Raw genomic sequence first — 25696 nt, 5'->3', positions numbered from 1 at the left:
TCCCTGTTTTTTATTTGAAAAGTAGGGCTTCAGTAGAGCCAAGACACAGTGTGCCAGACCCCACGGGAGTATATTTTATATGGGTCGACAGTCTGATGAGTAATACGTGGTCAAGTCAACGGTCCGGTTCCCCGAAGCGGTGATGGACTGCGTCGAGGAGATGGTAGAAGAGGGTGTCTTCTCGAACAAGTCCGAGTTTCAGCGGTTCGCCGTTGAGTACGTCCTTTCGGAAATCGAGGACTACGAACCGGAGATGGTTGATTTCGACGAACTCCAGAAAGAGGTCTTTCAACACCAGGCGGTTTCCAGTCGGGCCGAGATGTCGCCGGAGATCAACGAGAACTTCTACGAGAACGCTGCGCGCGTCCGGCAGTTCGCTATTCGCGGTGATATCGAGACGGCAGAGGAGTACATCGACACTGCCTACCCCGTCACTGACCCTCGTTGCTTGCTGCTTGACGACTTGCTTGAATCCTATCGACAGCGCGACACCGACGACGAATAGTTGCTTTCCGGAGTCGATACTCGGTTGCCTTGCCGTATTTGATTGAACTATCCTCCGGAATGTCAGTCGTCGTCAGCGCGGACCTCTGGCGCTTCCTCCGACCGTGGCCCGGCAGCATGCCCCTCGTGGGTCAGCGCCGTGGCGAACAGTTCCTCCGAGACAGCGGGCACCTCCACATCTTCGACCGCTCCCTCGGACTCGATGTCGTCGACTGAACGCGGGTACTTCCTGAGGTCTTTGTGGATCGCAATACCCGCGTCTGCGCCCTCACCCATGGCGATCGGGATCTGGTTGTGGCCCGGCGTCAGGTCTCCGACAGCGTAGACACCGGAGACACTGGTCTCGCCGTGGTCGTCGACGGCCACCGTCCCGTCGTCGTTTCTATCGAGCCCCAGTTCATCGGCCAGTTCCGCGTGGTAGTCCGACCCCAGCATCGGGAAGCCACCCTTGTACTCCCGAACGCTTCCGTCCTCGAATTCATAGGCGGATAGCCAGCCGTCGTCGTCGGTCTGCTTCCCGGAGAGTTCCGTTTCGACGATCTCGACCGGGTGATTGTCGAGCATCGTCTGCGTCTCGTCGCTCCACTCCGGCGTTTCGCCGCGGGTCAGGATGTCAACGTCGTCGGTGTAGTTCAGCATAATCATCGCGACGTGGGCCGCGGCTTCGCCGGTCCCCATGACGAACACCGGCTCACCGACAAACATGAACGCGTCACAGTGGAGACACCAGTGCAGCCCCTTGCCGGTCCGTGGCAGCGGTGGGTCCGGGCGCTCATCGGCGAACCCGGTCGCCAGCACGACTCGCTTGACCGCCAGTTCGCCGTCGCTTGTCGTCACCGTGAAGCCGTCCTCCTCGTCGGCGAGTGGGTCCACTGACTCGACAAAGCCCCGCTCGTAGGTTCCGCCGTAGTCCTGCACCTGCTCGCGCGCTGTCTCCAGGAATTCGTTCCCTGAGACATCCTCGGTCACGCCGATGACGTTGTGCGTGTCGGTCATCATCGCAGCGCGGCCCCCACCGCGGTTGATAACAATCGTGTCCATCCCCAGCCGGGAGGTGTATAGTGCGCTCGTCAGTCCGGCAGGCCCGCCGCCGACAACGGCCACGTCGTAATCGTACTGCCCGTCAGTATACATTACCGTAGTGTACGTGCTCAAGGAATAAAAACAGCAGAACGGCGGCGACCGACACAGCAATCTGACGCTGGTGAGCCACGCTATGAGTGACGCGAACGACCGGTTCGCTGGCAGTCCTCTCTCACCCCGGGCCAAGGGCTGCGATGTCGGCCCCGACCGTCGCCTGTGCATCAGCCGGATTCGGGTCACTGTCGGCCAGATGCGTCCACTCGTGGGTAGGCAGTGCCGACAGATGGTCCGTGATTGCGGTGCTGTACGGCGTCGCCTTCACGGTGCTCTCACTGTCACCCCAGATATGATTGATGACGGTCATCGAATCGATGCGTATCTCAACCGATTCCGGGTCACACCGTGTCGCCAGCGCCTGCAGTCCAAGGTGGAGGGCAGCGTATTCGGCGACGTTGTTGTTTGTCCGGGAGCCGACCGGTCGTCCGAGCCGGGCAATCGGTGTCTCATCAGCCTGAATCACAGCACCAGCACCAGCTGGGCCGTTGCTGTGTGCGCTGCCGTCCACATAGAGGACGACTCGTGACGCGGCGTCATCGGTCGTTTCTTGCTGTGTCGGGGGTGGGCTGGATTCGAGGAGATCATCGATTGCGGTCCGTATCTCAGCAGCAGACGTGTCCGGGTCGAACAGGCCGCCGTAGCCGGCAACGGCAGCATTGATCGCATCGATAGCGGGGGTGAGCTCGTAGCGATACAGCGCAAGCAGCTCGTCGACCCGTGTTGCCAGCGGCGAGAGCGTCTCGGCTGGCAGACGCTCTCTGTCACCTGCCGGCTGATCGTGACGGTCCATCAGTAGAGTGTAACTGCGGGCGAGTAAAAGACACTTCGCCGCGACAGGCCCAAAACGGCTGAACACATACTACGGCTATTGGGTGATGACTGCGCCAACGCTACTCGTGAGCCAGTCCGGACAGCTCACGCAGGGGCTGTCTGCGATTGTTTCGCCACACAGCGACGGACCGGTTACCACGTTCGTCACCGACCGCCCGGAGGACAACCAGTACTACCTTTCGCCTACAACTGTCGAAGCCGTCGAGCAGCGCTGTTCCGACTCCGACAACGGGCCCGTGACTGTGGTTGTTGACGGTGAGATGCACCCGGGACAGAGCGTTGACTTGCAGACGCGACTTTCGCCGGTCACGGTTCGAGATAAGCGTGCCGCAGTCTGGGAGTGGCTTGGCGAAGCGAACCCTGTTGCAGCGACGTGTCTGGAACTCCAGCAGGCTCGGATTGCCCGCCGCGCGGCCGCCGCCGAGCAACGCGACGCAGCGGAACAGGGCCCATCCGGGACAAGTGGCTCTGTCACAGCGCATGACGAACGGATACAGGAGCTACGGGACACACTCGAAAAGCGACGAACAGCGGCCCGCCAGCGGGTCCAGACCAGCTACTCGTCCGTCGACGGCCGGGTAGTGCTGCTCGGTCGGGTTAGCGCTCCGACGACCCCCATCTGGGCTGCCCTCACTGAAACAACTGCAACCGCTACTGTTGGCCGACCGGCCCAGCCGACGACTGCGATGGCGACAGTCGGGCCGCATACGCTGGCGGTGACCGATACGCCCGGAATCCTCGGCAGCCACGGTGTCCCGGACTGGCTGCAGAACGCCCTCCCCGGCTTGACAGCGGCAATTGAACAGGCAACGTGCGTGCTTGGCGTCGGTGAGGGCTGTGAGACTCTGCTCACCGCGGTTGCTGAGGAGTTCGATGTCCGGTGCCGAACCCTGCCATCCGACACCGAGTCCGCGGCCCGCGACGCGCTCGACACACTGCTCGAAACATCGGAGTTCGCGGTCAAACTCCCCTACAGTGACGCCGCACATGCGCTTGTGTCGGACTTACACGGGGAAGCGACCGTGCACGCAACTGAATACGACGATGCGATTTATGTTCGTGTGGAGGTGTCACAGGCAACAGCACGTGACCTTCACCGCCGCGTCTCGGAAGTCGACGGTGATGTACAGCCGTACAATTCCAGTGAGTGATGCACTAGCTGTGACGCACTTGTCCGGTCGCGTTGGCCTCGCCTCCAATTATATTAGCGACGACAATCGTACTGTCTGCTCTCCCGCACGAACAGTGTTATTCTCCCGGAGAACAATATGTTCTGTATGGGTCAGACGACGCTCACTGGTGTCGACATTGCGTCGCTTCGGGAGACGTATCTACGGAAGGTCACTGAAACCCTCCCGGCGCGAGCACGGGCGAGCGGGGACTGGCCAATTCACCGAGACCACTGTTTCAGCCGCGTCGTCTTGGATACCGTGTTTGAAGACGAGTGGTACGACCACGTCAACGGGCGGCCGGCGTACGAACACCTCTCTGTGGCGGAACTCACGCGAGCTACCGACATCGCCGACCGGATGCTTGCGGAGGGCCGGCCTGCGGTTGTCGAACTGAACAATAACTCGCTTCGGTGGCGTGGAAAACTCGAGTAGCAGATACCGTACAGCTACCCAGCGGTTGCCGCGTTGCTTGCTCCAATGACTGGACGCGACGGATGGGAGCCCAAATAAGCCGTCGCTGCCTACCGGATAGATATCTGATGACCGTCGACCGAATCGAAGTAAGTCACACCGCTGCAGAGAAAGCCGACCGATATCTCACGCCAGGACAACTCAAGACCGTACTGCGGGACCACACTGGGTACGTGTGCCGGCGCGCGTCACCGAACCACGACGACCTGTACCCGGACAACGAATTTACACTGCGGGGTGAGTTTTACGGACTACCGCTTGACATCGTGTTCGCCATCGAAAGCGACCACGTCGCAGTCATCACGCAGATGTCACAGCACAGCGACAGCCTGCGCGGACAGTTCTACGAGTACGTCGGCGATACCGTCAAGGACGCCGTCGAACACGCCCGGTCCTAAAGCGCATGATTGCAGCGGACTGTCCGCAGTTGGGACCGCAGTTAACAGCACTGAGACCGTAGCTGTGGCCACGATGGACAGACGGACCTTCCTTGCTGCGAGCGGGCTCACGGTCGCAGGGACACTCGCGGGCTGTAGTGCCCCCAGTGACAACCAACAACGGGACGGCGATACAGCCACGGATTCTAGACAGACCGACGACTCAGCGACCGCTGTGACTGTCGAAACCGTCGCTGATGGGCTCGAATCCCCGTGGAGCATCACGCCGCTGCCTGATGGCTCGCAACTGCTGGCCACGGAGCGCGTCGGCAGCGTGGTGCTGGTCGACTCGGCCGACGGTATAGTCACACCGGTCAGTAACGCGCCGTCTGTGTATGCGAGCGGCCAGGGCGGGATGCTTGATGCGGCGTTGCATCCAGACTTTCCGGACCCGGCGTGGGTGTATCTGACATATTCGAAGGCCAACGACAGCGGTGAGTCGGCCACACATCTGGGACGTGGTCGCCTGAACGTGACTGACGCGCAATTCGAGGAATTCGAACACCTACACGTCGCCGAGCCGTTCGTCGACTCTGACGGCCACTTCGGGTCCCGCGTCGTGTTTGGCCCTGACGGGCTGGTGTACATGACTGTCGGCGACAGGCAGTTCAAGAACTTCGGGCCTGACCACGTCGCGCAGGACCGGACAAACGAACTCGGAACAACGCTTCGACTGACGCCTTCGGGCGGCATTCCCGATGCGAACCCGTTCACCGACGACCCGGACGCGGTCGATTCGATATTCAGCTACGGCCACCGTAACGCACAGGGAATGACCGTCCATCCTGACACCGGCGCTATCTGGCAGGCCGAGTTCGGCGAGCAGGACGGCGACGAAATCAACATCGTCGAACGGGGCGCGAACTACGGCTGGCCGGTCGCCGACGAGGGCTGTACCTACGGCAGCGGCGACCCGATCGGTGTCAGCCATGCGGACCGCGACGATGTCGTCGCACCAGTGTATTCGTGGGACTGTGGTTCCGGTGGGTTCCCACCCAGCGGCGCGACTTTCTACACCGGCGACGCATTCACTGAGTGGACTGGTGACTTGCTCGTCGGCGGACTGGCGTCGCAGTACCTTGCCCGGTTTACCGTCGACGGGCGAACGGTCAAAGAGGCGACATCTCTCCTCGCCGACCGCGGATGGCGCATCCGCGATGTCGTGGTTGAACCCGGAAGCGGACATATCCTTGCTGTCGTTGATGCGTCGAATGCACCGATTGTCCGACTCCAGCCCGCCTAAGTCGGGAGACTCGGCGACAACTGTGTGGGGCCGGCGACCTGTGCATAGGGTCTAATTGGTGCGGGAGAGGTGCGGCAACGGTGACTGGATACCGCTCCGGTCGCATCGGTGCCGTTCTAGTCGCAAAACGCCACACAGATTTGCATCGTTTAGTCCCGAACCCCGAGCTCCGGACCGGGTCATTTTTGCTTCTGAACCCGCTAAACCGGCCGTGAATCAGACTGCGATTCTGCACGCCGCGTTCGGAGTACTGATCGTCGCAGGGTTCCTCGTTTCGGCACCACTGAGCTATGGCCTGTACGGGCTGGGAGCTGCGTGCTTCATTGCTGGCATTGTACTTGCCCGCCAGGATAGCGATGAGCCGGAAGCCGCTGATAGCGTCTGATAGCTCAAACATAGACGCTGCTCTCAGGACGAGATAGACGGTTCCGCGGAGCTGTACCGGCCCGTAAAACCACACCTGGCCGCGCACGGACCGCTACCTGACCGGTCACGCTTCTTGCAGTCGACCACCGTCGATGGCCACGTTCTGGCCAGAAATGTACGCAGCCGCGTCACTACAGAAAAACAGAATCGGTGCCGCAACGTCCTCGAACGTGGCTGCCCGCCCACGCGGAAACTCCGAGACATCTACAACCGTGTTCTCGACCGCGAAGGGCGACACAGCGTTGACTGTAATCTCGTCGTCCTGTGTATCATACGCCAACGTTCGCGTGAACTGCAGGACTGCCTTTTTTGCCGCGAAGTACGGGAAGTTCATCGGGACTGCCCTGTCATCACGCGCGTCTGCCACGCCGAAGTTGATAATCCGTCCCCAGCCGGCTGCCCGCATCGACAGGAGCGCTCGCTGCGAGCACAGATACGTCGAGTATAGACACCCCTCAACAGCGGTTTTCCACTCATCGAGGGACAGCTCATCCCACCGCCCCTGTGGGAGCGGACCAACTGCGTTGACCAAGATATCGACATCCCCCAGTTCCGATTCACAGTCCGAGAACAGCGAATCAACGGCGTCAGGCTCAGTTACGTCACCTTCCACGGTCGTTGCCTCGACGCCGTGATCCCGTGCGTCGGCTGCTGTCTCCGCCGCCGCTTCTTCGCTCGTCCGGTAATGCACGGCGACATCGGCACCGGCAGCCGCCAACTCAAGCAGCATCTCTCGGCCGACTCGCTTCGCAGACCCTGTCACAAGAGCAGTGCGCCCGTCTAGCTCCGGTTGAATTGCTACCACCTCTCAATATACCGCTGTGACAATCAAAAATGCGCGGGTACTCACAACTCTCGATGACTGGCTGCTGTCCGGTCATGAGCTCTTCTCGTACTGGCAACCGGCTCGTGAGTTCGATACGTCGCTCGGTCGCAAATAACCGTACTAGCCGTTCCGTTATAGTTGCAGAGACAGTAGTACTACCATGGCGAAACGACCTGCGGAACGGGCCGGTGTCGCGGATATCGATTGCACGGGCATGCAGGTACTTGTCACCGGTTCGACCAGCGGTATCGGGCGCGAGGCGGCGCTGTCTCTGGGTCGCCTCGGGGCGGATGTTATCGTGCATGGTCGGGACGCTGACGCAGGTGCGGCGGTTGTCTCTGAATTGTCGGGGTTGGGCGTCGACGCGGCGTTCGTCCAAGCCGACTTCGCTGCTGTCGACGAGGTTCGGTCTCTCGCAGCCACCGTCCGTGACGAGACAGACGGGCTCGATATCCTCGTGAACAACGCCGGCGGACTGTTCCGTCAGGGCCGGCTTACGGACATCGGTGTTGAATACACGTTTCACGTCAATCACCTCGCGCCGTACCTACTAACCACAGAGCTGCTTGACCATCTCAACGCTGGCGCTCGTGTCGTTACAACCGCCTCAAGCGCGCACAGAGGGACATCACTTGATCTGGACCGGGTAACCACTGTTGACAGCTACACGGGGACGTGGGCATACAGTCATTCGAAGCTCGCGAACGTGCTGTTTGCGACAGAGTTGGCGCGCCGACTCGAGACCACAGGCCGGGATGTCGTTTCGAACTGTCTCCACCCGGGTGCGATCCCCGGGAGCGGGTTCAGCCGGTTCCTTCCCGGCCCGATCCCGCAGTTCGTCAAGCTCTTCGATGCTGTGCCGGGAATCACGTCTGTCGAAGACGGGGCAGCCGAAATCCTGCATCTCGCCGTGTCCAGCCGAATCGGCGATGTTTCTGGCCGGTACTTCGCTGGCCAACGCCCGGCGACACCCTCACACGCTGCTCGGGACCGGGCGGCTGCAAGCCGGCTCTGGCGGCGAAGCGCTGACCTACTGGGAATCGATGTACCACTCGGCGATGTACAATCGTCCGCTCCAACTGAAAACTGACTGTCGAGTGAGATCACAGGACTGCTGATCGGGGGTCTCGCGTGCCGAGTTCTCCGTGCGCGACAGGGCTACGTTCAGTGTGTCTCAGGCGTCTGATTCGTCAGCGTCGCTGTGTCCGCCATCGCTATCACCGTCGGCATCGCTGTCAGCCTCAGCATCACTGTCAGGGTCGGCCGACGCGTCTTCATGCTCGTTTCCTGCTACGTCTTCCTCTGACCCACTCTCGGTGCCGTCATCCTCGTGTTCCGCGTCTGTCGTCTCAATCGTAATCGGTTCATCGCTGTGCGTCTCGTGGCCGGTCGCTGCGTCCTTTGCTGCAGCGCCAGCGACGTACCCAGTGGTCCCACCGACGAGTCCGCCGAGCATAGCGCCGGGGAGCCCGCCGCGCTTCAGCCCACTCACCGTTCCGACGAACCCGCCGACAAGCGAGAGCGCCGCAGGATTCGGCTCAGTAGCTGGCGTCTCCGTGGCGTCGTGCTGTTCCGATGCCATACTAGGCAGTATGTTCTGTAGATACAAATGCTGTCGCACGGCCAACACCAAGCGAATTAACCATCTACGCGGCCACAGCGAACGCCACTCCAGTAGTTGCCATCTGCCGGCACCGGGCAGTCCGGACTTTCTGTCCCGGCCGTGCTGATTTCCGCTATGAAGAGCGCGCTTCGCTACTGCCGCGTCGGCCGCCGTCTGTTCACTCTTTTTGCGCGATAACGGCGACAAGCGGGTCGTTTTCCGGTTGCGCTGTAACCGTCTCTGTTACCGTCAACCCACCTGCACGACAGTATGCCTCAACCAGCGTCGTGCGCTCGTCCATGTCGGCAACGCGCCACGCTCGGACTGCTTTCGTGGGGAACATCCGGTTCGTGAAGCTGATGATGACACGGCCCTGCGGTGCCAGAATCCGGTCGAACTCACTGAACACAGCAGCCGGATACTGGAGGTACTGGACCGATAGCGCGCACAATACTGCGTCGAACGCATCGTCATCAAGCGGCAGCGACTGCTCACGATTGAGGTCCTGCACGAACCACTCATCGAGTGCGTCGTTGGCCGCAAGCTCGGCTGCGTTGAGTCCGTGACCGACAGTCCGACCGTAGTCCTCGTCCGGCAGGTGTGAGACCCAACTGCTCATACAATCGAAGATGCGGTCGCCGGGAGACAGCACCGACGCGTAGATGTTTATCAACTTGTTTATGAAGCCATCGTCGGCGTGTGTCACGAACCGTGGGCTATCGTAGAAATTGTCGTCGTCGCTTTCATCCCGCCGAGATCGCCCCAGTGAGGTAAGGACCGACGCCATATTACCGGTTAGAACTCCATCAAGAAAACCCGAACGGCGGTCTAAATGGGGCCCATCTCAACACCGAGCGTACTGATGCGTCCATGTATCGCCGATGGCTATCCTGTGACACCATTCCTGCGTCATCCGAGCCAGCGTCCATCGGCCGACACACCACCCCTCAAGTACCGCCCACCAACGGAGTACAACAATAGCGATTGAGGCGTATACCGCGGCGTTATCTCAGTCGTCGGCGGGCGTCTCGGCTTCCTCCGTGGGACCGAGCGGTTCCTTGGGCTTGATCGGGTCGCCAGATTCCAGTCCCTTTTCGGCGAGTGCCATACTCCCCATCACCTCGATGATGAGTCGGTTGGCAAGCCCGCTGGTGACACCACCGTTGTAGGAGCTGCTGTCGCTGGTGTCGTAGGCCGGGGAAACCTCGACCACGTCGAAGCCGAAGTCCTCGGGGTCGAGCGCCTTGACAACCTCACGGACCATGTAGATGGCTTCACGCGGGATGAGGCCGCCGGGTTCGGGTTCGCCAGTGCCGGGCGCGTAAGCTGGCTCCATCACGTCCACGTCGAAGGAGACCCACACAGCGTCAGTGCCGTCGGTAGCCCGCTGGACGGCATCGGTGACGATGTCGTCGAGGTCCATCCCACCGACTTCCATGGAAGTGTACCACTTCATGCCGGCCTCCCGCATCTCCTCGTAGGTGTCCGGACCGGGCCAGAAGCCACGCGGGCCGATCAGGGTGTAGTTCTCGCCGGCCATGAGGTCGTCGTCGAAGACGCGCTTGACCCACGCGCCGTGGTCGTACTCGAAGCCGGTCAGCCCTTCGTCGCCCGTGTCCGCGTGACAGTCGAAGTGGATGAGGCCGATGTCGTCGTAGTCGTTCGCTTCGGCCCAGCCCTTGATGTCGGGGTATGAAATAGAGTGGTCGCCGCCGATGACAATGGGCGTCGCCTGCTCGCTGATCTCGTAGACGGCATCCTCGATGTTCAACTGGCTCTGGCGCGTGTCACCGGGAGAGACAGCAGCGTCACCGGTGTCGGCGACGCTAAACGTGTCGAATGGGTCGATACCGGTCTCGATATTGAAGTGCTCGTAGGGTGGCGAGGGGACCGTTGAGGCAGCCCGGACCGCACGTGGGCCGTAGCGGGTGCCCGGACGAATAGTCGTCGCCGTGTCCAGCGGCGCGCCGAGAATGCCGATGTCGACGTTCTCTTCGTCAAGCGCGTCGCGCTCGACCTCCGGGAGTTTGAGGAAGGTTGGGATGCCGCTGAAGATGGGTTCGTTCGCTTCTTTGTGCTTTTCGCCGTAGATGTCGTCGCCGTTTCGGTCAGTCATGATATAGTGGTTTCCTGGGCTCGAACTGGTCGAACCCAGCGTGTGTATCGACAAAAGTAGATGATTGCGAACTACGGATAAGCGTTCCTTCGGATGTGTAAAACCCACTCCTATGACCACGAGTGGACATGTACCGTTCGAGTTTCCTTAAGGAATTTAATGCTGGCTCGCCCCTCTCGGTCAGCAGTTACTCCCCGGTGACCAGCGAGGGGTCATTCCGGAAGGCCAGATGCGTCGCAACCGAGAGGCTATCGCGAGCGTGTCTAGCGCTGCGTTCAAGCAGGACCACAGCGCGCTGGAGCGCCAGCAGCGGTTCGGGACGCTCTGATTCCAGATGTGCGTTCAGGTCGGCGATCCTGTCGTCGACCAGGTCGAACGCGGCGCGGGCGTCTTCGGTCGCGTCGTAGTCGGGTGTCGTCACCGCCGACCGGGTTGCGCTGGCTGCGTCGTCAAGTGCGTCCCCAAGTTCGGTGAGCTTTGACGCAGTCAACTGATCGGGCGTCGCCGAGTCGGTCGCCAGACTCGCGATCTCGACGGCTGTGTCAGCCATCAGAACCACGTCCTGTGCGACCGAGCGGTATCCGATAAGGGGGAATCCGGTCTCCAGTCCCACGGCCTGGTTCAGTCGTGGGTTCCGGTAGATGGTAAACACCAGACGGAGAAACAGATAAAACAGCTTCTCGACCTGTTCTTGACGGCTTTCTACCGTTTCGACGAGGTCGGTGTCTCCCTCGATGAGCGCGGAAATCGCATCTCCACGTATCACTGCCTCGGTCCGACTGAGTCGGCCCAGCAGCGTCGGGAGGTCGAAGTCCTCCGGCGCGACTGAGCACCGCACCGTTACCGTCCGTTCGGCCTGTTCGACGATGCCTAGTCCCATCAGCCGCCGTTCGGCGTTCATGATGGCGTCGCGGTGTTCGATACCAAGCGGCGCTGTCGCCTCAACCCGAATGAGTTGTCGGCCCAGAACGTACTGCGTGATGATGGCCCGCTCCAGTGCATCGGGGGTCAGGGCGTCGGCGTCGATGGTCGCCTCCACATCCTCGATGGTTGGCTGTTCAGGGACGACGAGCAGCGACCCGCCGTTCTCGTCGCGCTGGACGATGACCTCGTCACCCTTCGAGATGTCGTGTTGGCGCGCCCAGTCGACGGGCACTGTCACCGCCAGCGTGGAGGAGCCCAACTGCTGGACTTTCCGTTTCATTCGAATCGGGTCGGGCGTCACTGCCTTGTCCTCCTGAGATTTCGAGCTTCGTGCATTTATTTCTCTATTTCGTGTCCGGTCAGGCCGCATTTTCTACTTTGGGTTGGAACAAATACTCCAACCGGGCGCAGAAGTAGACAGATTTTCACTCAATTTTGGGATACCGTATTAAAACAGTTTTAGGAAACACATTCAATGAAGTACTGTACATATGTCCATTCACCTACGCCTACAGTCCATGGACGTTGCGGGATAACTCCACTGTGTAAACAATACTGTCACAACGTCTTTATGTGGTCCTCAAAACGGAACTCATGTGACTGAATACTACCCAAACCCAAACTGTATCGGGAAGAAAAGTGCGAGAAGTAGGGTAAAAAACGTTGATACCTGTTCAATCGTCAACAGTGGTGGTTCGCCGTGAGCGTCATCCTCTACGGACTCGCCGCCACCATCGTGACGATGATGGCCATCGGGTTCTATGTTGCCAAGAAAGTCAACGGCGACAGCATCAACTACATCGTCGCCGGTCGGGGACTTATCCTTCCGCTGGCTGCGGCGACGCTGATGGCGCAGTCGCTCGACTCAAACGCAACGCTCGGGAATACCGACCTCGCAGCAGGCTTTGGCTTCTGGGCCGGCGCGGCACTGCCCGTCGGGCTGGCGCTCTGTCTGTTCCTCACCGGGCTGTTCTTTGCGAAGCCGATGAACCGACTCAACCTCACGACGCTACCGGATTTCTACCGCCGGAAGTACGGTCGGACCGCTGAGATCGTCGCAAGTATCATCATGTCCGTCGCCTACGCGTTCCTGCTTGCGGGGAACCTTGTCGCCGGCGGGTACCTCTTCCAGATTTTCGTCGGAACGAGCTTCCAGCTGGGCGTGTTCATCATCGCCGGGCTCGTGCTCGCGTACACTGTCGCCGGCGGTCTGTTCTCGGTCGCCTACACCGACGTGTTACAGGCAGGCGTCGCGTTCATCGGCTCCATCGCGCTTATTATCTACGTCACGACGAACTACGGCATCACCATTCCCACCGGCATGGGACCGACGAACCTCGGACAGCTCACCGACCCAAGTCAGGGGGCGTACATCAACCTCGCCACCATCGTCGCTCTCGGCCTCGGTGACATCGTCGCCATCGACTTCATGGAGCGGGTGTTTGCGGCTGATAGCCCCGAAACCGCACAGAAGGCCTGCTTCATCGGGGCCGCCGGCACGCTCGTCATCGGCGTCCCGTTCTCCGTCGTTGCGCTGTCGGCGAACCCGATTCTCGCCTCGCTCGGCGTGGAAGCCGGGAATCAGGCTGTGCTGTACACGCTCCTCCAGAACGCTGTGCCACCGTGGCTGGCTGCACTCGTGCTCGCCGGCATCGTCGCCGCCTCGTTCTCGACGAGCGACGGGGCGATTCTGGGAACGTCGGCCGTCATCGCCCGTAACATCGGCAACATCCGCGTCGACGAGGAGAGTTCCAGCAGTCCGGCAGCCGCCGCGGACGGCGGCGTCGATGAAGGCTTCTTTGGCTCGGAGAGTGACAAACTGCTCACCGTCACGCGCCTGATGTCTGTCCCGATTACGCTGCTTGGCGTGTTCCTTGCGATACGTGTCTCTGCGACGGGAATGTTGCTCGTGTTGGCGTTTGATATCATGCTGGCCGGCGCGTTTGTCCCGCTGGTGATGGGGCTATACTGGTCCGATATCGCGACTACGCCGGCAGCACTCGGCTCGATGATCGCTGGCTCCGCCACCCGTCTCGTGCTCTTCGTGCTGGTGCCGACGACCTACGCCTACGAAAACACGCTCCTGTATATCCCGAACGACATCTTCACCGCCGCTTTCGACGGCCTGCCGACGTTCATCGCCGCCGGGGTCGGGCTCGTGTCGTTCCTCGTCATCGCCTACGCGACCAAGGACGACTACCCGATCTACAGCGTCGAGAAACAGAGCAACCCCAACATTGTAGCTGGCGGCGAGGAAGACTAACCGGACGTATTCGACCCCACTTGATAATTGTTTTCGCCCGGCACACAGCAGTCTCGAAGCGATACGCCCCTACAGCCCCTCAAACAAGCCGTGGCAATCTGGCTGGCTCTTCTTGGGATGCTTCTCCCATCACTGGAACCTCTTGCCAATTAAACAACCCCAGTCGGAACAGCCGGTAACTGTAGGGCTCCCCATGTGGGGCAAAGACGACGAGCGCGAACCGGTCACGGATGTTTTGTCGGTCAGTGCCCGTCAACCCTGATGGTGTCGACGCTGCTGTGTGTGAGTGATAGAACACCCGTGGCCCTGCTGGAATGGCACCGGTGTCTGTGGCGACAAACCGACGCCGCGGTCTGGGGGAAACGTTGTCGAGCCGAACGTGGTCGGTCGCGTACAACCGACTGTCCCGTCGCGTACACGCCAGATATCCACCGGCCTCGTGGGGGTGACGCGCCGCGATATGCGCCGCCATTGTATCCCGGATGTCGTCGGGAATGATGAGCGCCTGAGGATGATGACTGAACCGCACAGTACTACGTAGAGGTGACCTACGCATAGAATTGTTTCGACTGGCTGGGTGTGCTGCTTAACCGAATGACTGGCTTCTGAAGCCACAATGGGGTCTCACCCGACTATCGAGAGACTCCGATACGGCCTGATATCCTCATAACGGCCTGTTCAATCCGTCTTACGGACAGTTACCGCTGTTATCCCCGGCGTCTGCTATGTCTCCTGCCGGCGGTTTTATCAGACAGGTGGGATATTCTGTCACATGGCTGAACAGCCTGTCGACGTTGACCCTGCGGGCGAGAACATCGCCGGTGAGGCACCTGCTGAGGAGCCGGAAGCCGTCACCGACGACACAGTCGTCCATGACGACGACGTTGAACTAGAACGGACTATCGGGCTGGTCGGCGGGCTGGCAATCGGGATTGGGACGATGATCGGAGCCGGAATCTTCGTCTTCCCGGGGCTGGCGGCCGCAAACGCTGGGCTCGCAGCTACCCTTTCGTTTGCCATTGGCGGCCTGATAGCGTTGCTCGTGGCGCTTCCGACTTCAGAACTCGCGACAGCGATGCCACGGAGCGGCGGCGGGTACTACTTCATCTCGCGGGGGATGGGGACGGCCTATGGCGCAATCGTAGGCCTTGGGCTGTGGCTGGGCCTGATGTTCGCGTCCGCGTTCTATCTGGTTGGGCTCGGCCACTACGCGAGCGCTGTGTTCGCCGAGCTCGGCATCGGGCTCCCGTTCAGCCCGGTCATCGGCATCGGGTTGCTGTTCGGGGTCGCACTGACGGCGTTGAGTATCGGCGGCACGGAAAACACCGCGAAGCTCCAGAACGTCGTAGTCGGGGTTCTCCTCGTGGTGTTGACGGGCTTCCTTTCCTACGGCGTTCTTGATGCTGTTGGTGTGTTCGGCGGCGGCACCGTTCCGGAGCAGTTCTTCTCCAGAGGGTACTTCCGGGTGTTGACGACCGCTGCGCTGGTGTTCACGTCGTATCTGGGATTCGCACAGGTCGCCACTGTTGCAGGTGAAATCAAACAACCGAGTCGGAACCTCCCGCTGGCGATGGTGGGCTCGGTCCTGATCGTGACCGTATTTTACGTTGTCACAATTTTCGTCGCAACCAGCGCGTTTGGCGCTGAACGACTCGGCGAATTCGGGGAGACAGCGATGGTCGAAGTAGCCCGTGACTTCCTTGGGTTGCCCGGTGCGGTCGCGATTCTGGGTGCCGGGCTGCTGGCGACGTTTTCGAGCGCGAACGCGTCGATTCTCAGTGCCTCGCGGGCCGTGTACGCGCTGAGCCGCGACGCGTTGCTTCCCAGAAAGGCGAGCGAAGTCAACCTTCGATACGGCACGCCACACGTCGCGTTGCTTTCCGCTGGCGGCCCGATCCTCGTCCTCGTCGCGACTGGCCGGGTCGAACTCCTTGCGGAAGTCGCCTCGTTTCTTCACCTGATTATGTACGGGCTGATGTGTATCGCCCTGCTCGTGTTGCGCCGTCGGAACCCAGAGTGGTACTCGCCAAGCTATCGAGTACCGGGCTATCCGTTGGTCCCGGTCGTGGGCGCGCTCGCGAGCTTCGGACTGATCGTCTTCATGCAGCCCGCGTCAATCGGTATCGGCGTCGTGGTCATGCTTGCCTCGTACCTCTGGTACCGTTATTACGCTGGGGACGTGACACTCAAGGGAGATATCTGAGTATGACTGACCGTCTATCGATACTCGTCCCGATCCGTGTCCTCGAGGGAGAATCGGTCCCGGAGGGTGTCCCCGAACTGCTCGCCCATGCGCACGTCGTCCTGCTGGGATACCATGTCATCCCGGAACAGACTGCCCCCGGACAGGCACGGATGCAGTTCGAGGACCGGGCAACGGAACGGCTCGACGAGTACCAGGAGATGTTCGAGGACGCCGGAGCCACCGTCGAGCGGCGACTCGTGTTCACTCATAACGGACAGAAGACTATCGACCGTATGATTGCTGAGCACGACTGCATGGCTGTTCTCGTTCCGAACGCCACAGGGCCGGTCGAAGACGTACTGGTCCCAGTCCGTGGGGCCATCGGGGTTGACCGGCTTGCCCGCGTTGTCGCCAGTGTGTTCGGAGAGATGGACGCCGACGTGACGCTATATCACGTCGCGGATGAAGACACAACCGACGACGATATCCAGACACTGCTCGGCGGGCTGGCGGACCGGCTGGCAGAATTCGGCATGGACCCCTCGACTATCGAGACGCGGATCGACCGCGACCAGAACCCCCTTGACGCAATTGTGGACGTTTCTGATGGGTTTGACACGGTCGTGATGGGTGAAACTGACCCGTCGCTGGCGACATTCGTGTTCGGGATGCCGGCTGATCAGGTCGCCAACCGGTTCCTCGGGCCGGTGTTCGTGGCCCAGCGCGAACGCCCTTCAGCGGATGAAGACGAGTAACACAGCCTGATCCAGCGGCCGGTCGGCTGGAGGGCTGTCGGTGTCTGCTCGCTTCTCAGTGCCCCACCGCCCACGGATAGCCACCCGTCGCCGCGTGGGCGTGGTCGTGTTCACCGTCCGCTGTGCGCTCGTTTGTGCTGGTTCGCACAACGTCGTCGACCCGAAGGATCTGTGTCACAACGGCGACTGCTCGTTGCAGTGCACTCCTGAACACCGCGGCTGGTTCCAGAATACCCGCGTCGATCATGTCGCGGGGATGGCCATCGGGGCCAACACCGACCGTCTCTGCGCCGGCGTCGTGTCGCTGTTTTATCTCCGTCAGCGTGGTCAGTGGGTCCGTGCCCGCGTTCGTGGCCAGTGTCCGCGGGAGGGCTTCCAGTGCGGTTCCGAACCCATCGAAGACGAGCTGTGTCCGGTCCGGGATCTCACGGGACAGCGCGGCGAGGTCCATCGCCAGTGCGGTCGGCACCGCACCACCGCCCGGCACGAACACGCCGTCGTCAAGTGCGACACGAGTAACGTCGATACAGTCTGCCACGATGCGGCGGACTTCCTCTGCGACGTGTGGCGTGCCGCCACGGAGCAGTAGCGTTGCTCGGTGTTCCTCGGGGCAGCCCTGCAGCACGAGCGTCTGTGCAGTCCCGACCGTCCGCTGTGTGACCGACCCAACAGTGCCGGTGTCGTCCGCGGTCAGGTCGTCGACAGACATGACTGGCGTGCTTCCTGTCGCTCGGGCGATAACATCGAACTCGTCTCGCCGGGTCCGTTCGACAGGGAGGACACCCCGCTGGGCGAGCGCGGTCCTGACTGCTTCGTCGATGGATTTCTGACAGAGGAGCACGGTAACACCCGACTGTACCACCTGCTCTACCAGTTCGGTCCTCCGGTCCTGTTCGTGGGCCTGAAACGCGTTCCGCTGTGTCGCGTCTTGCAGCTCCACCGATTCGACATTGTTCGGTTCCTCGATGCCGATTTCGGCGTCGACCATCGCGATAGCCGGCTCGTCATGGGTCCGGGTGCGCGGGTGACTGAGGGTGTTGAGGGATGTCGATGATGTCTCTAGATCGACCAGCACTCCGTCGAGACAGACGGACTCGCGGAGTTCGCCGCCGGGGTAGGACTTGAGCGTGAGCCGCGACCTGTCGAACCCGATTGCCTGCAGCGCACTGAGAGTCAGTTCGGCGAACCGGTCGGTCGAAGCGTCGTCCCACCGTCCTGTGACGGCAGTCTTCGCAATCTGTGTCAGTCGGTCGTCCTGCCGGCTGTGCAGGCCACGTTCGTACTGCGCAAGCTGGTCAAGAGCGGCCTCGACGGCTCTGCCGTAGCCGTCGATGATTGTCGTTGGATGAAGCCCGGCTGAACGAAGCGTTGCAGCCTCCTCAAGAAGCGCGCCGACCAGCACAACCGCCGTCGTCGTCCCGTCCCCGACGGTATTGTCCTGTGCAGCCGCGGCCTGCTCGACCAGCCGACCGACTGGATGCGTAATATCCATCCACTCGATGATTTTCGACCCGTCGTTGGTGACGATGACCGTCCCGTTCTCGCCGACGACCATTTTATCCAATCCGTTGGGCCCGAGTGTTGTCCGGATTGCGTCGGCGAGTTCGCCTGCGGCGGTCTGTGTGGGGTTCGGCTCGTTATTGCTGTCGTCATCGGTCGTCTCTCCCAACATCAGTGTCGACAGCCCGTATTGTCTCTAGCTCTCATTACAGCGGGTCGTCAGTGACACAGAGGTCACCGCGGTCGGCGCTGTTGTGCTCGATACCTTCGGGGGACGCGTCGAAGTCGAACGCGCCCGTTGGGAGCGCCAGCGTCGAACAGGCGTTTGGCACGTCTACGACGCCGCTCTGTCGTCCCTCGACAGGGACAGTCCCGAGGATGTGCAGCGCCTGCTGGCCGGTGTAGCCGAACTGCTTGAGGTAGTCGATAGCCTGCAGACAGGCCCGCCGATACGCGGTGTGGGAGTCGATGTACTTCTGTTCGCCGTCCTCCGTGACGGAGTAGCCACAGAAGGTGACGTAGTCTTCGAAGTTCGGCCCGCGGTGACCCGGCTCGAAGATCGGGTGGTCGACGCCGAACTTCTCCATCCCGTCTTTCACGAGGTCGAATTCGAGATCGACGTAGGCGGCCATCTCGATCGCGCCACAGAAGGAAATCTCGCCGTCTCCCTGCGAGGCGTGGAAATCGCCGATTCCGAACTTTGCGCCCTCGACGTAGACTGGGAAGTACACCGTTGAGCCGATGGAGAGGTCCTTGATGTCGTGGTTCCCGCCGTGTTCTCGAGGTGGCACGGTTCGGGCCGCGACTTCTGCTGCCTCCTCGGCCTCGTCGGGGTCCATCTCGCCCATGAGCGCGCCGTCGGGTGTCGGCGGGTTCGCCACGGCTGGCTCCTCTTTCCCGGTCGGATGGTTCGGTATCGACTCGGGGTCCTCGGCGTGCTTGTCGATGAGTTCCTGTTCGCGCTCGTTCCATGCTTCTAGCAGTTCCTCGCTTGGCGCACAGCCTGCGAGACCGGGATGGATCTTCCCCTCGTACTCGACATCGGGGATGTGGCGCGAGGAGACCGTGTAGCCGTCGATGTCCCAGATAGATTTGGCCGCCTTCGGGAAGTGATCGGTCAAAAAGCCGCCGCCGTTTTGCTGGGAGAACGTGCCAGTGAACCCGAACTCCGAGCGGTCGTTGAGCGGCCCCATGTCGTGGAACTCGACTTTCAGCAGGTCACCCGGCTCGGCACCGTTGACGTGAACGGGCCCTGCGAGATAGTGCACCTGCGAGAGGTCCACGTCGCGGACCTCATTGGCGTTGTCGTTATCGGTTATTTGTCCGCCGGTCCAGTCGAGTGCCTCTAATCGCATACTCTCGCCAGGGTCCGCTTCGACGACCGCCGGAATGTCCGGGTGCCACCGATTGAACGGGTTCGCGCCCGGTTGTTCGTCTGGCGCGCTGTCGACATCAACCTCGAACTTCGTTTCTGGCATTACGACTACAGTATCGAATAGATTACACATAAGTGTTCGGACGGTTGACGTTTAGAATGTCCACTTCTGATACAATATACGAAATCTTATCTCCGTATTCTTCGAGATATAGCTACATACTCATCTTAATACAGAGGAAATCTGTACAGACACTCTCACCAAAATACGGATATAATATGAAAAAGTCTTGTTTTTGATAGTGTTACATGCCCATTCATGACACGCCAACTATCACGGCGTATCAGTTGAGACACGACTGCTCTCCTAAATCAACGAGACGCTGTCCTCTGTGACGTGATTTGAGCGGAACTTGCCAGAGAGTACGCGGTACACAGTGCCCCGGTAACACGTGATGAGAATGTCAATGTGCGGTTCGCCTCAGTTCAACGCCGTCTGTCCGGGTCCGGGAACTGTCTTTTTCACTGTGCTGTGGTTTTGCTCACACCCACAGTCCAAAACCACGCGAAAGCAGGCGAACGACGGTTTACGAGAATCACACCAGATTCTCCAAATATTCGAGGGCACAAATACTGCGTATGCGCCGACGGACGCTTCTCAAATCGACCGGTGCGGCTGGAACAATTGTTGGAGTCGCCGGCTGTCTCGGTGGTGGTCGGCTCGGCGACTCGAATCCCGACGTCGTCCTCGAAGAGCCCGACCGGGAGTTCGAGAGCAGTGACCTTCCGTACCCCGCATGGGGTGAGCAGATTCCGGACGTGCGTGTCGCCACACCGACCGCATCCCGCGAGGTTCGACTGCGGGATATTGAAACGCTGACCCTCCTCACATTCTTTTATAGCCACTGCCAGACGGTGTGTCCAGTTCTCATCTCGACGCAGCGAAACATTCAGAGCCACGCCCAGAACAACGGCTACGCCGCTGGCGTCCGGTTCATCCCGATGACGTTCGACCCCGCTCGTGATACCGCAGAACGACTCGGGGTGTATGCCGACAAAATGAATGTCGACGCCGATAGCGAAAGCTGGCAGTTCCTTCGACCGGCGCCGAAGCAGCGGGCGAAGGCTGTCATACAGGACCAGTTCGGGGTTATGTTCCAGCGAACTGAACCGGAGGACATGGATATGTACATGTTCACGCATACAGCACTGACGCTACTGGTCAACGCCGATGGGTTTGTCGAGCGTGCCTACCGCTCGAAGTCACCGGACGAAGAAACCATTATTGCTGACCTTGAAACGGTGAGAACCGCGTGAACCGCCGGCAGGTTGTTGCGGCCATGACCGGGCTCGGTCTCACCGGGGGAAGCCTGTGGGTTGCCCAGAACGGGCTGTCAGGTATCCGGTCCCAAAACACAGACCAGCTTCCGGTTCGCGTTGAGACGCTCGATGCACGCGGCTCGTCGGCAGGCGAGACGCCCGTACCGACGCCGGGAACCGTCACGGTAGTCGACCTCTTTGCTACGTGGTGTGCACCCTGTGACGACCAGCTCGAGATACTCGATTCGATTCGGCCCGAGTACACCGATGTCTCGTTCATCTCAGTGACGAACGAGCGCCCGAGCGAGACTCTGACGAGGGCTGACATTGGTGAATGGTGGAACCGGAACGGCGGTGCTTGGACTGTCGGCATTGACCCCGGTAGTGAGTTGCTTGCGGCATTTGGGGCGGACGGACTTCCGTACATTGCGATCGTCGACGAGCGCGGGACCGTCCAGTTCGGTCACAGTGGGCTCGCCGGGAAAGAGACGCTCCGAGACGAACTCGACGCACTGGTGTAAGATGGCGGATGTTGCCGTACTCGGGACACTTGCGTTCGCCGCGAGCGCTGGCATCGCGACCTTTTTTGCCCCGTGTGCGTTCCCGCTTCTCCCGGGCTACATTGGGTACTACCTGCGTGAAAGCGGCGGGGATGTGAGTATGCTGCCACCGGCCACCGCCGCCGCTGGCGGAGCGCTTGCTGCGCTCACCCTCGTTGCGCTGCTCGTCCTCGCACTTGGGCAACCGCTCAAGAACGCACTCCCGATGCTCGAACCGGTCATCGGACTCGGTCTGGTCGTGTTCGGCGTCGTGATGCTCCTGAACCGCGAGCCCGAACTCCGCGTCCCGCTGCCAGAGCGACCGGCGTCGGTAGCCGGGTTCGGCGTGTTCGGTGCTGTGTACGCGGTTGCCGCAGCGGGCTGTGTCGTGCCGCTGTTCTTCGGCGTGGTTACCCAGGCGCTCGCATTGCCAGTCCACACAAGTATTCTCGTCCTCACAGCGTACGCACTCGGCGTCTCGGTTCCGCTTGTCGGCGTGACACTCCTTGCAGGCGTTGGAATCGGGCTCTGGCACACTGTCGGCACGTACCTGCAACGAATGCACCAGGTCGCAGCCGTCGTGATGATACTCGCCGGTGGCGGGCAGATTTACCTCGCCGTGTTCGAACTCGGCGTGTTCTAATTCAGTCGAATGGGGGCTGGCCCCGAAAAATGCGGACTCGTGTGGCATTCCCACGGAGAGATGTGACCCGCCTCGAGGTCAAGCCCCGACGCATTCGGCCTGTTCCGCCCGTAGATTTACACCACAAGCAATTTATCGGTATATTAACTACTTCGGTACAGCAATGCGTTGTTCCCGCCGCCACGCCCTCCGACTCATCGGCGCGTCCGGGGTGATCACCGCGACCGCCGGTTGTCTCAATCCCGGCAGTCTCGACAACTACGCGCTCATCGCCAGTGAACAGGACCTCTCATCAATCGGTCGGCCGTATCTCTGGCCCGACCCGACCGCAATTGATGCGACCACCAGGGTCGACTTTACTGCCGAGACGAAACAGCAGTATACGTCAGAACTGTTCGACACCGGTAGCGTTACCGTCCAACAGTGGCCGCTCGTCGGACGAGACCGGTGGGGCAAAGACACGAGGCCGCGCCCGACGTTCCTCCGGCAGGACGGGATCTTTTATCAGGTCCAGATAAATGAGGCACGGCAGCTCGAACGGGACCGCTGGCACTTTGCGGTCACACGGTCCGAGGAGACGCCGCCGGACGACGCGACGGTCGAGAGACGGCCCTTCGACCGCTCGACACAGGACAAACGCGTCCTTGAGGCTGCGCTCGACGCGGTCTACGCGGGCAACGATGGGTTTCTCGGCGACCCTCAATTCGAAAACCTGCAGGCCGTCGAGTATCACCAGCACCTTGACGCTGAAGCCAGTGAGTTCGTCCCATCGCCGCCGTTCGATTACATCGAGTACGAAGACGAATACTTTCGCCCCGTCACAGAGCAGCGGACGGTAACTGTCCCAGAATGGACGTACACTATCGACGAGATCTCGAACAATCGCGAAGCGTTCCAGGAGTACGCACGAACGGCGGTTCTGGAACTCGATCTGACCTCACTCGACCTCTCGGAGGCCGCTCGTGGCGTGATCGACGACGCGATCAGCGAGGAGCCTCGCCGCTACGAAGAGGGCGCACCGCCTTCTGACGGACTTGCTGAGGTTTTGGACGCGCTCGGCATCGCTGGCGACCTCCAGCCGATAGACAGCTACGACGACCGAGTCGACTTCCGGGGTGTCGTCGCCGAATACCAAGGCACCGTCTATCGGTTTAGCCTGATCGTGACCCCCTGACTGGTCGTGACCAACCGGAACGCCGCAAAGTCACGAGGACCTTGACGGGCCTCAACGGGCGGAACTCTCGGTCGCGTTCTCAGAAGCGACCGCTCGGGCTGTGTCGACCCAACTGTGGTCCGGGAAGGAAGCGGGACGAACGTCGTACGTGTATCGGCCGGTGCGTCCGTCTCTGCCAAACGTGATATCGAACGCGTAGACGATCCCATCCTCGACTCCGAGCGAGAGCGTGCCGTTGCGAAGCGGTGGGGCGTCGTCGGCGGCGGTCGCTCGTTTGCCCGTGACGCGATACGTGATGACGGAGACGCCGTGGTGCGTCGTCCTGTTGGTGGCCGTCCACGTGTACCCGTCGAGGAGGTCAGGATGTCGGCCGATGTTCGTGGGCGCAATCTGTCCGTAGCGTGGGTCGTACCGGTAATACGCGTCGGTGGCGTCGTGGTAGACGTAGCTGTCGTCCGATTCCAGTTCCTCCCTCTGGCGCTCGTTCGGAATATCGTCGACCAGTTGAACGGCCGCATACGTCGTCCCGTTCCGATAGACCGTGGCGTTGTGCCACCGGTCAGCGAGTATCTCCCCCGTGTTGGAATTGATATAATAATCGCCTTCTATGAGCGGGCGGTCGGGTGGTGCGGTGTAGATGATAGCGTACGAGTCCCAGTATTCACGGGGGGTGTGCGAGACGTTCATATCGTCTTCCTCAAGCGCCGAGAAGTTGATGTGATCCGGACCTGCCCCTGCAGGATACGTCTCGTCCAGCCCAGGTGAGGTCGTTTGCGGGGACCAGGGGGCCGTGAAAGCGGCCAGTCCGATACCGATTGCTACGAGCGCGACGGCGAGACCAATGACGTAGCGACGGTCCATGCCGAATCAAATCACAGCACCACTAAGTAAGTGCTCAAGACTCAAAACAGAACTTGTGCGTTACGCATGACCACAGAGCCCATTCACTCTGTGAGCGACATGGCCGCTGTGCCTGCCCCGCGAGCGACTGACCGTTCGTTGTTTCGCAGCATCGACGGCGACAGACTAACGATGTCGCTGCAAACACTTCGATACGCAACGGCAGAACTGTCTGGTAGTGCTTACCGAATTTAGGAGGACTTCAAGCCGAGCTACAGCAAAGCCGCGTCGCTCACTGGAACTCAAATCAGGTATGAATGGTGGCGGCGAACCGCGTTTCCCAGAGGCTCGCGCACTCCAGTACTCCCCGGAACGCTGGCGGGCTTATCTTCCGTGTTCGAGATGGGTACGGGAGGCAACCCCGCCGCTGTGGCCGCCTATACGATACCTCTCGTGGCCACAGTTATAAGCGTAGCTACTCGGAGACGAGAACTACCCGAACACAGTTCGACACTCACTAGCACAGCACCGAAGGGCGCACGATACGACTCAGTTCAGCGCTCTGTTTCAGGGTGCCGACTCCCCGTCCATGGTTGGCGGTAACGAAGAGATACCTGGGTTTCGCTACGCTCTCAGCTGGGTGCAGAACACACCTGCTCGCTCACTCGAACCGGCCGCTGAAGACGATTTCGTCGAGCGGCTTCCGATTGCTCGGCTCTTCACGCTCTTTGAGGTCGTCAGGCAACGTCTCGGGATCGGCGCGTTCACCGACAGCGACCATCGCCTCGGCGTCGAATTCGTCTTCGGGGACGCCCAGAGTGTCGTGAATCCGGTCCCAGTCGAAGCCTGCCATTGGATGAACAGCCAGGTCGCGCCGAGCGCCTTCGAGAGCGAGATTCTGCCACGCAGCGCCGGTATCGAAAGAGCGCGTCACAGCAGCTTCGCCGTTGTGGTCGAGGGTGACTTTCGAGAAGACGGCGATGAGCGCGCCAGCGTCGCGTGCCCACGAGCGGTTGGCATCGTTCAGCAGGTCGAGAAAGGAGTCCCACTCGTCGTCTTCGCGGGTAGCGTAAACAAACCGCCAGTGCTGGTTATTGAACGCGGACGGGGCCCAGCGTGCGGCTTCGAACAACGAATGGAGGGCATCTTCAGCAAGCGAATCACCAGTCATCGCACGCGGCGACCAGCGATTGACAAAGAGCGGGTCGACGTTGTGGACGGGGTCACGGTATTCAGCAACTTCATCGTCGAGATTGTGACCAGTATTCGTCTGTGACATCGTGTATTTCTGTTCGGTTCACGCGCTTATGTACTAATGGCAACATAAGCACAACCAGGTAACATCGATGCTATCTTCGGGTAATTATCAAAGAATATGGCATAGAGTAACGCGGGAACACACTGCCGAT

The 25696-nt window shown here is 60.7% G+C and carries 26 protein-coding genes and 1 rRNA gene; 14 read left to right on the top strand and 13 right to left on the bottom strand.

Features of this window, described 5'->3' with window-relative positions:
• Positions 1-106: 106 nt before the first annotated feature.
• Positions 107-505 (top strand): ribbon-helix-helix domain-containing protein, encoded by a 399-nt coding sequence (locus RR_RS02630; RefSeq protein WP_004965786.1) that lies wholly within the window; start codon positions 107-109, stop codon positions 503-505.
• A 62-nt stretch (positions 506-567) separates the two neighbouring features.
• On the opposite strand, the gene RR_RS02625 is transcribed toward RR_RS02630, so the two are convergent.
• Both RR_RS02625 and RR_RS02620 read right to left on the bottom strand, forming a co-directional pair.
• Positions 568-1638, bottom strand: coding sequence for an NAD(P)/FAD-dependent oxidoreductase (locus RR_RS02625; protein WP_049938535.1), 1071 nt, complete (start codon positions 1636-1638; stop codon positions 568-570).
• Between the two features lie 121 nt (positions 1639-1759).
• Positions 1760-2434 carry a ribonuclease HI family protein gene (locus RR_RS02620; protein WP_011222559.1) on the bottom strand — a complete coding sequence of 225 codons (675 nt, stop codon included), beginning with the start codon at positions 2432-2434 and terminating at the stop codon, positions 1760-1762.
• Between the two features lie 85 nt (positions 2435-2519).
• On the opposite strand from RR_RS02620, the gene RR_RS02615 reads away from it, so the two are divergent.
• The 5 genes from RR_RS02615 to RR_RS22230 all read left to right on the top strand — a co-directional run bounded on the left by RR_RS02615 (position 2520) and on the right by RR_RS22230 (position 6183).
• The gene (locus tag RR_RS02615) at positions 2520-3626 is read left to right on the top strand and encodes a hypothetical protein (RefSeq protein ID WP_011222558.1); all 1107 of its coding nucleotides are present in this window, start codon (positions 2520-2522) and stop codon (positions 3624-3626) included.
• 117 nt (positions 3627-3743) lie between these two features.
• Positions 3744-4079 carry a hypothetical protein gene (locus tag RR_RS02610; protein ID WP_011222557.1) on the top strand — a complete coding sequence of 112 codons (336 nt, stop codon included), beginning with the start codon at positions 3744-3746 and terminating at the stop codon, positions 4077-4079.
• A gap of 107 nt (positions 4080-4186) precedes the next feature.
• Positions 4187-4516: a hypothetical protein gene (locus RR_RS02605; protein WP_049938533.1), complete on the top strand. Its 330-nt coding sequence runs from the start codon at positions 4187-4189 to the stop codon at positions 4514-4516.
• 73 nt (positions 4517-4589) lie between these two features.
• Positions 4590-5798 (top strand): PQQ-dependent sugar dehydrogenase, encoded by a 1209-nt coding sequence (locus RR_RS02600; protein ID WP_011222555.1) that lies wholly within the window; start codon positions 4590-4592, stop codon positions 5796-5798.
• Between the two features lie 211 nt (positions 5799-6009).
• Entirely contained in the window at positions 6010-6183 is a 174-nt protein-coding gene (locus tag RR_RS22230) for a hypothetical protein (protein WP_004965797.1), read from the top strand.
• A 105-nt stretch (positions 6184-6288) separates the two neighbouring features.
• Here the strand turns inward: RR_RS22230 and RR_RS02595 are convergent, their stop codons facing one another.
• The gene (locus RR_RS02595) at positions 6289-6987 is read right to left on the bottom strand and encodes an SDR family NAD(P)-dependent oxidoreductase (RefSeq protein WP_269764277.1); all 699 of its coding nucleotides are present in this window, start codon (positions 6985-6987) and stop codon (positions 6289-6291) included.
• Positions 6988-7210: 223 nt separating this feature from the next.
• Between RR_RS02595 and RR_RS02590 the strand changes: the two genes are divergently transcribed.
• On the top strand, positions 7211-8140 hold the full coding sequence (locus tag RR_RS02590; protein WP_011222553.1) for an SDR family NAD(P)-dependent oxidoreductase: 930 nt from the start codon (positions 7211-7213) through the stop codon (positions 8138-8140).
• An 84-nt stretch (positions 8141-8224) separates the two neighbouring features.
• On the opposite strand, the gene RR_RS02585 is transcribed toward RR_RS02590, so the two are convergent.
• From RR_RS02585 to RR_RS02570, 4 genes are all read right to left on the bottom strand, one after another.
• Entirely contained in the window at positions 8225-8632 is a 408-nt protein-coding gene (locus tag RR_RS02585; RefSeq protein WP_004965802.1) for a hypothetical protein, read from the bottom strand.
• Between the two features lie 199 nt (positions 8633-8831).
• Positions 8832-9440: a class I SAM-dependent methyltransferase gene (locus RR_RS02580; RefSeq protein WP_011222552.1), complete on the bottom strand. Its 609-nt coding sequence runs from the start codon at positions 9438-9440 to the stop codon at positions 8832-8834.
• A 222-nt stretch (positions 9441-9662) separates the two neighbouring features.
• Positions 9663-10769: an agmatinase family protein gene (locus tag RR_RS02575; protein WP_007188496.1), complete on the bottom strand. Its 1107-nt coding sequence runs from the start codon at positions 10767-10769 to the stop codon at positions 9663-9665.
• 187 nt (positions 10770-10956) lie between these two features.
• A complete protein-coding gene (locus RR_RS02570; protein WP_049938532.1) occupies positions 10957-11973 on the bottom strand; it encodes a phosphate signaling complex PhoU family protein in 1017 nt (338 codons plus the stop codon).
• A 420-nt stretch (positions 11974-12393) separates the two neighbouring features.
• Here RR_RS02570 and RR_RS02565 point away from each other — a divergent pair, with 420 nt between their 5' ends.
• Positions 12394-13956, top strand: coding sequence for a sodium:solute symporter family protein (locus RR_RS02565; protein ID WP_049938531.1), 1563 nt, complete (start codon positions 12394-12396; stop codon positions 13954-13956).
• 79 nt (positions 13957-14035) lie between these two features.
• Here RR_RS02565 and RR_RS21420 read toward each other — a convergent pair whose 3' ends face one another.
• A complete protein-coding gene (locus tag RR_RS21420; RefSeq protein ID WP_011222549.1) occupies positions 14036-14512 on the bottom strand; it encodes a Mov34/MPN/PAD-1 family protein in 477 nt (158 codons plus the stop codon).
• Between the two features lie 216 nt (positions 14513-14728).
• Here RR_RS21420 and RR_RS02560 point away from each other — a divergent pair, with 216 nt between their 5' ends.
• Positions 14729-16159 carry an APC family permease gene (locus RR_RS02560; RefSeq protein ID WP_004965814.1) on the top strand — a complete coding sequence of 477 codons (1431 nt, stop codon included), beginning with the start codon at positions 14729-14731 and terminating at the stop codon, positions 16157-16159.
• 2 nt (positions 16160-16161) lie between these two features.
• Positions 16162-16896 (top strand): universal stress protein, encoded by a 735-nt coding sequence (locus tag RR_RS02555; protein ID WP_011222548.1) that lies wholly within the window; start codon positions 16162-16164, stop codon positions 16894-16896.
• Positions 16897-16951: 55 nt separating this feature from the next.
• On the opposite strand, the gene RR_RS02550 is transcribed toward RR_RS02555, so the two are convergent.
• Together RR_RS02550 and fmdA are read right to left on the bottom strand one after the other, a co-directional pair.
• Positions 16952-18568, bottom strand: coding sequence for a TCP-1/cpn60 chaperonin family protein (locus tag RR_RS02550; RefSeq protein ID WP_011222547.1), 1617 nt, complete (start codon positions 18566-18568; stop codon positions 16952-16954).
• A gap of 34 nt (positions 18569-18602) precedes the next feature.
• Entirely contained in the window at positions 18603-19874 is a 1272-nt protein-coding gene (fmdA, locus tag RR_RS02545) for a formamidase (RefSeq protein ID WP_004965819.1), read from the bottom strand.
• Positions 19875-20410: 536 nt separating this feature from the next.
• Between fmdA and RR_RS02540 the strand changes: the two genes are divergently transcribed.
• From RR_RS02540 to RR_RS02525, 4 genes are all read left to right on the top strand, one after another.
• Entirely contained in the window at positions 20411-21088 is a 678-nt protein-coding gene (locus RR_RS02540; RefSeq protein WP_011222546.1) for an SCO family protein, read from the top strand.
• A complete protein-coding gene (locus tag RR_RS02535) occupies positions 21085-21612 on the top strand; it encodes a TlpA family protein disulfide reductase (RefSeq protein WP_004965823.1) in 528 nt (175 codons plus the stop codon). Before RR_RS02540 ends, RR_RS02535 begins: the two co-directional genes overlap by 4 nt.
• 1 nt (position 21613) lies before the next feature.
• On the top strand, positions 21614-22273 hold the full coding sequence (locus RR_RS02530) for a cytochrome c biogenesis protein CcdA (RefSeq protein WP_011222544.1): 660 nt from the start codon (positions 21614-21616) through the stop codon (positions 22271-22273).
• A gap of 163 nt (positions 22274-22436) precedes the next feature.
• The gene (locus tag RR_RS02525) at positions 22437-23447 is read left to right on the top strand and encodes a hypothetical protein (protein ID WP_011222543.1); all 1011 of its coding nucleotides are present in this window, start codon (positions 22437-22439) and stop codon (positions 23445-23447) included.
• Between the two features lie 51 nt (positions 23448-23498).
• Here RR_RS02525 and RR_RS02520 read toward each other — a convergent pair whose 3' ends face one another.
• From RR_RS02520 to RR_RS02510, 3 genes are all read right to left on the bottom strand, one after another.
• Entirely contained in the window at positions 23499-24308 is an 810-nt protein-coding gene (locus tag RR_RS02520; protein ID WP_011222542.1) for a hypothetical protein, read from the bottom strand.
• 297 nt (positions 24309-24605) lie between these two features.
• Positions 24606-24728 (bottom strand): 5S ribosomal RNA (gene rrf / locus RR_RS02515).
• Between the two features lie 220 nt (positions 24729-24948).
• The gene (locus RR_RS02510; protein ID WP_011222540.1) at positions 24949-25566 is read right to left on the bottom strand and encodes a nitroreductase family protein; all 618 of its coding nucleotides are present in this window, start codon (positions 25564-25566) and stop codon (positions 24949-24951) included.
• Positions 25567-25696: the final 130 nt, after the last annotated feature.

It is taken from the genome of Haloarcula marismortui ATCC 43049 (assembly GCF_000011085.1).
GTDB lineage: Archaea > Halobacteriota > Halobacteria > Halobacteriales > Haloarculaceae > Haloarcula > Haloarcula marismortui.
The sequence above is the reverse complement of the archived record's forward strand: the minus strand, read 5'-3'. Positions and strand labels throughout refer to the sequence as shown.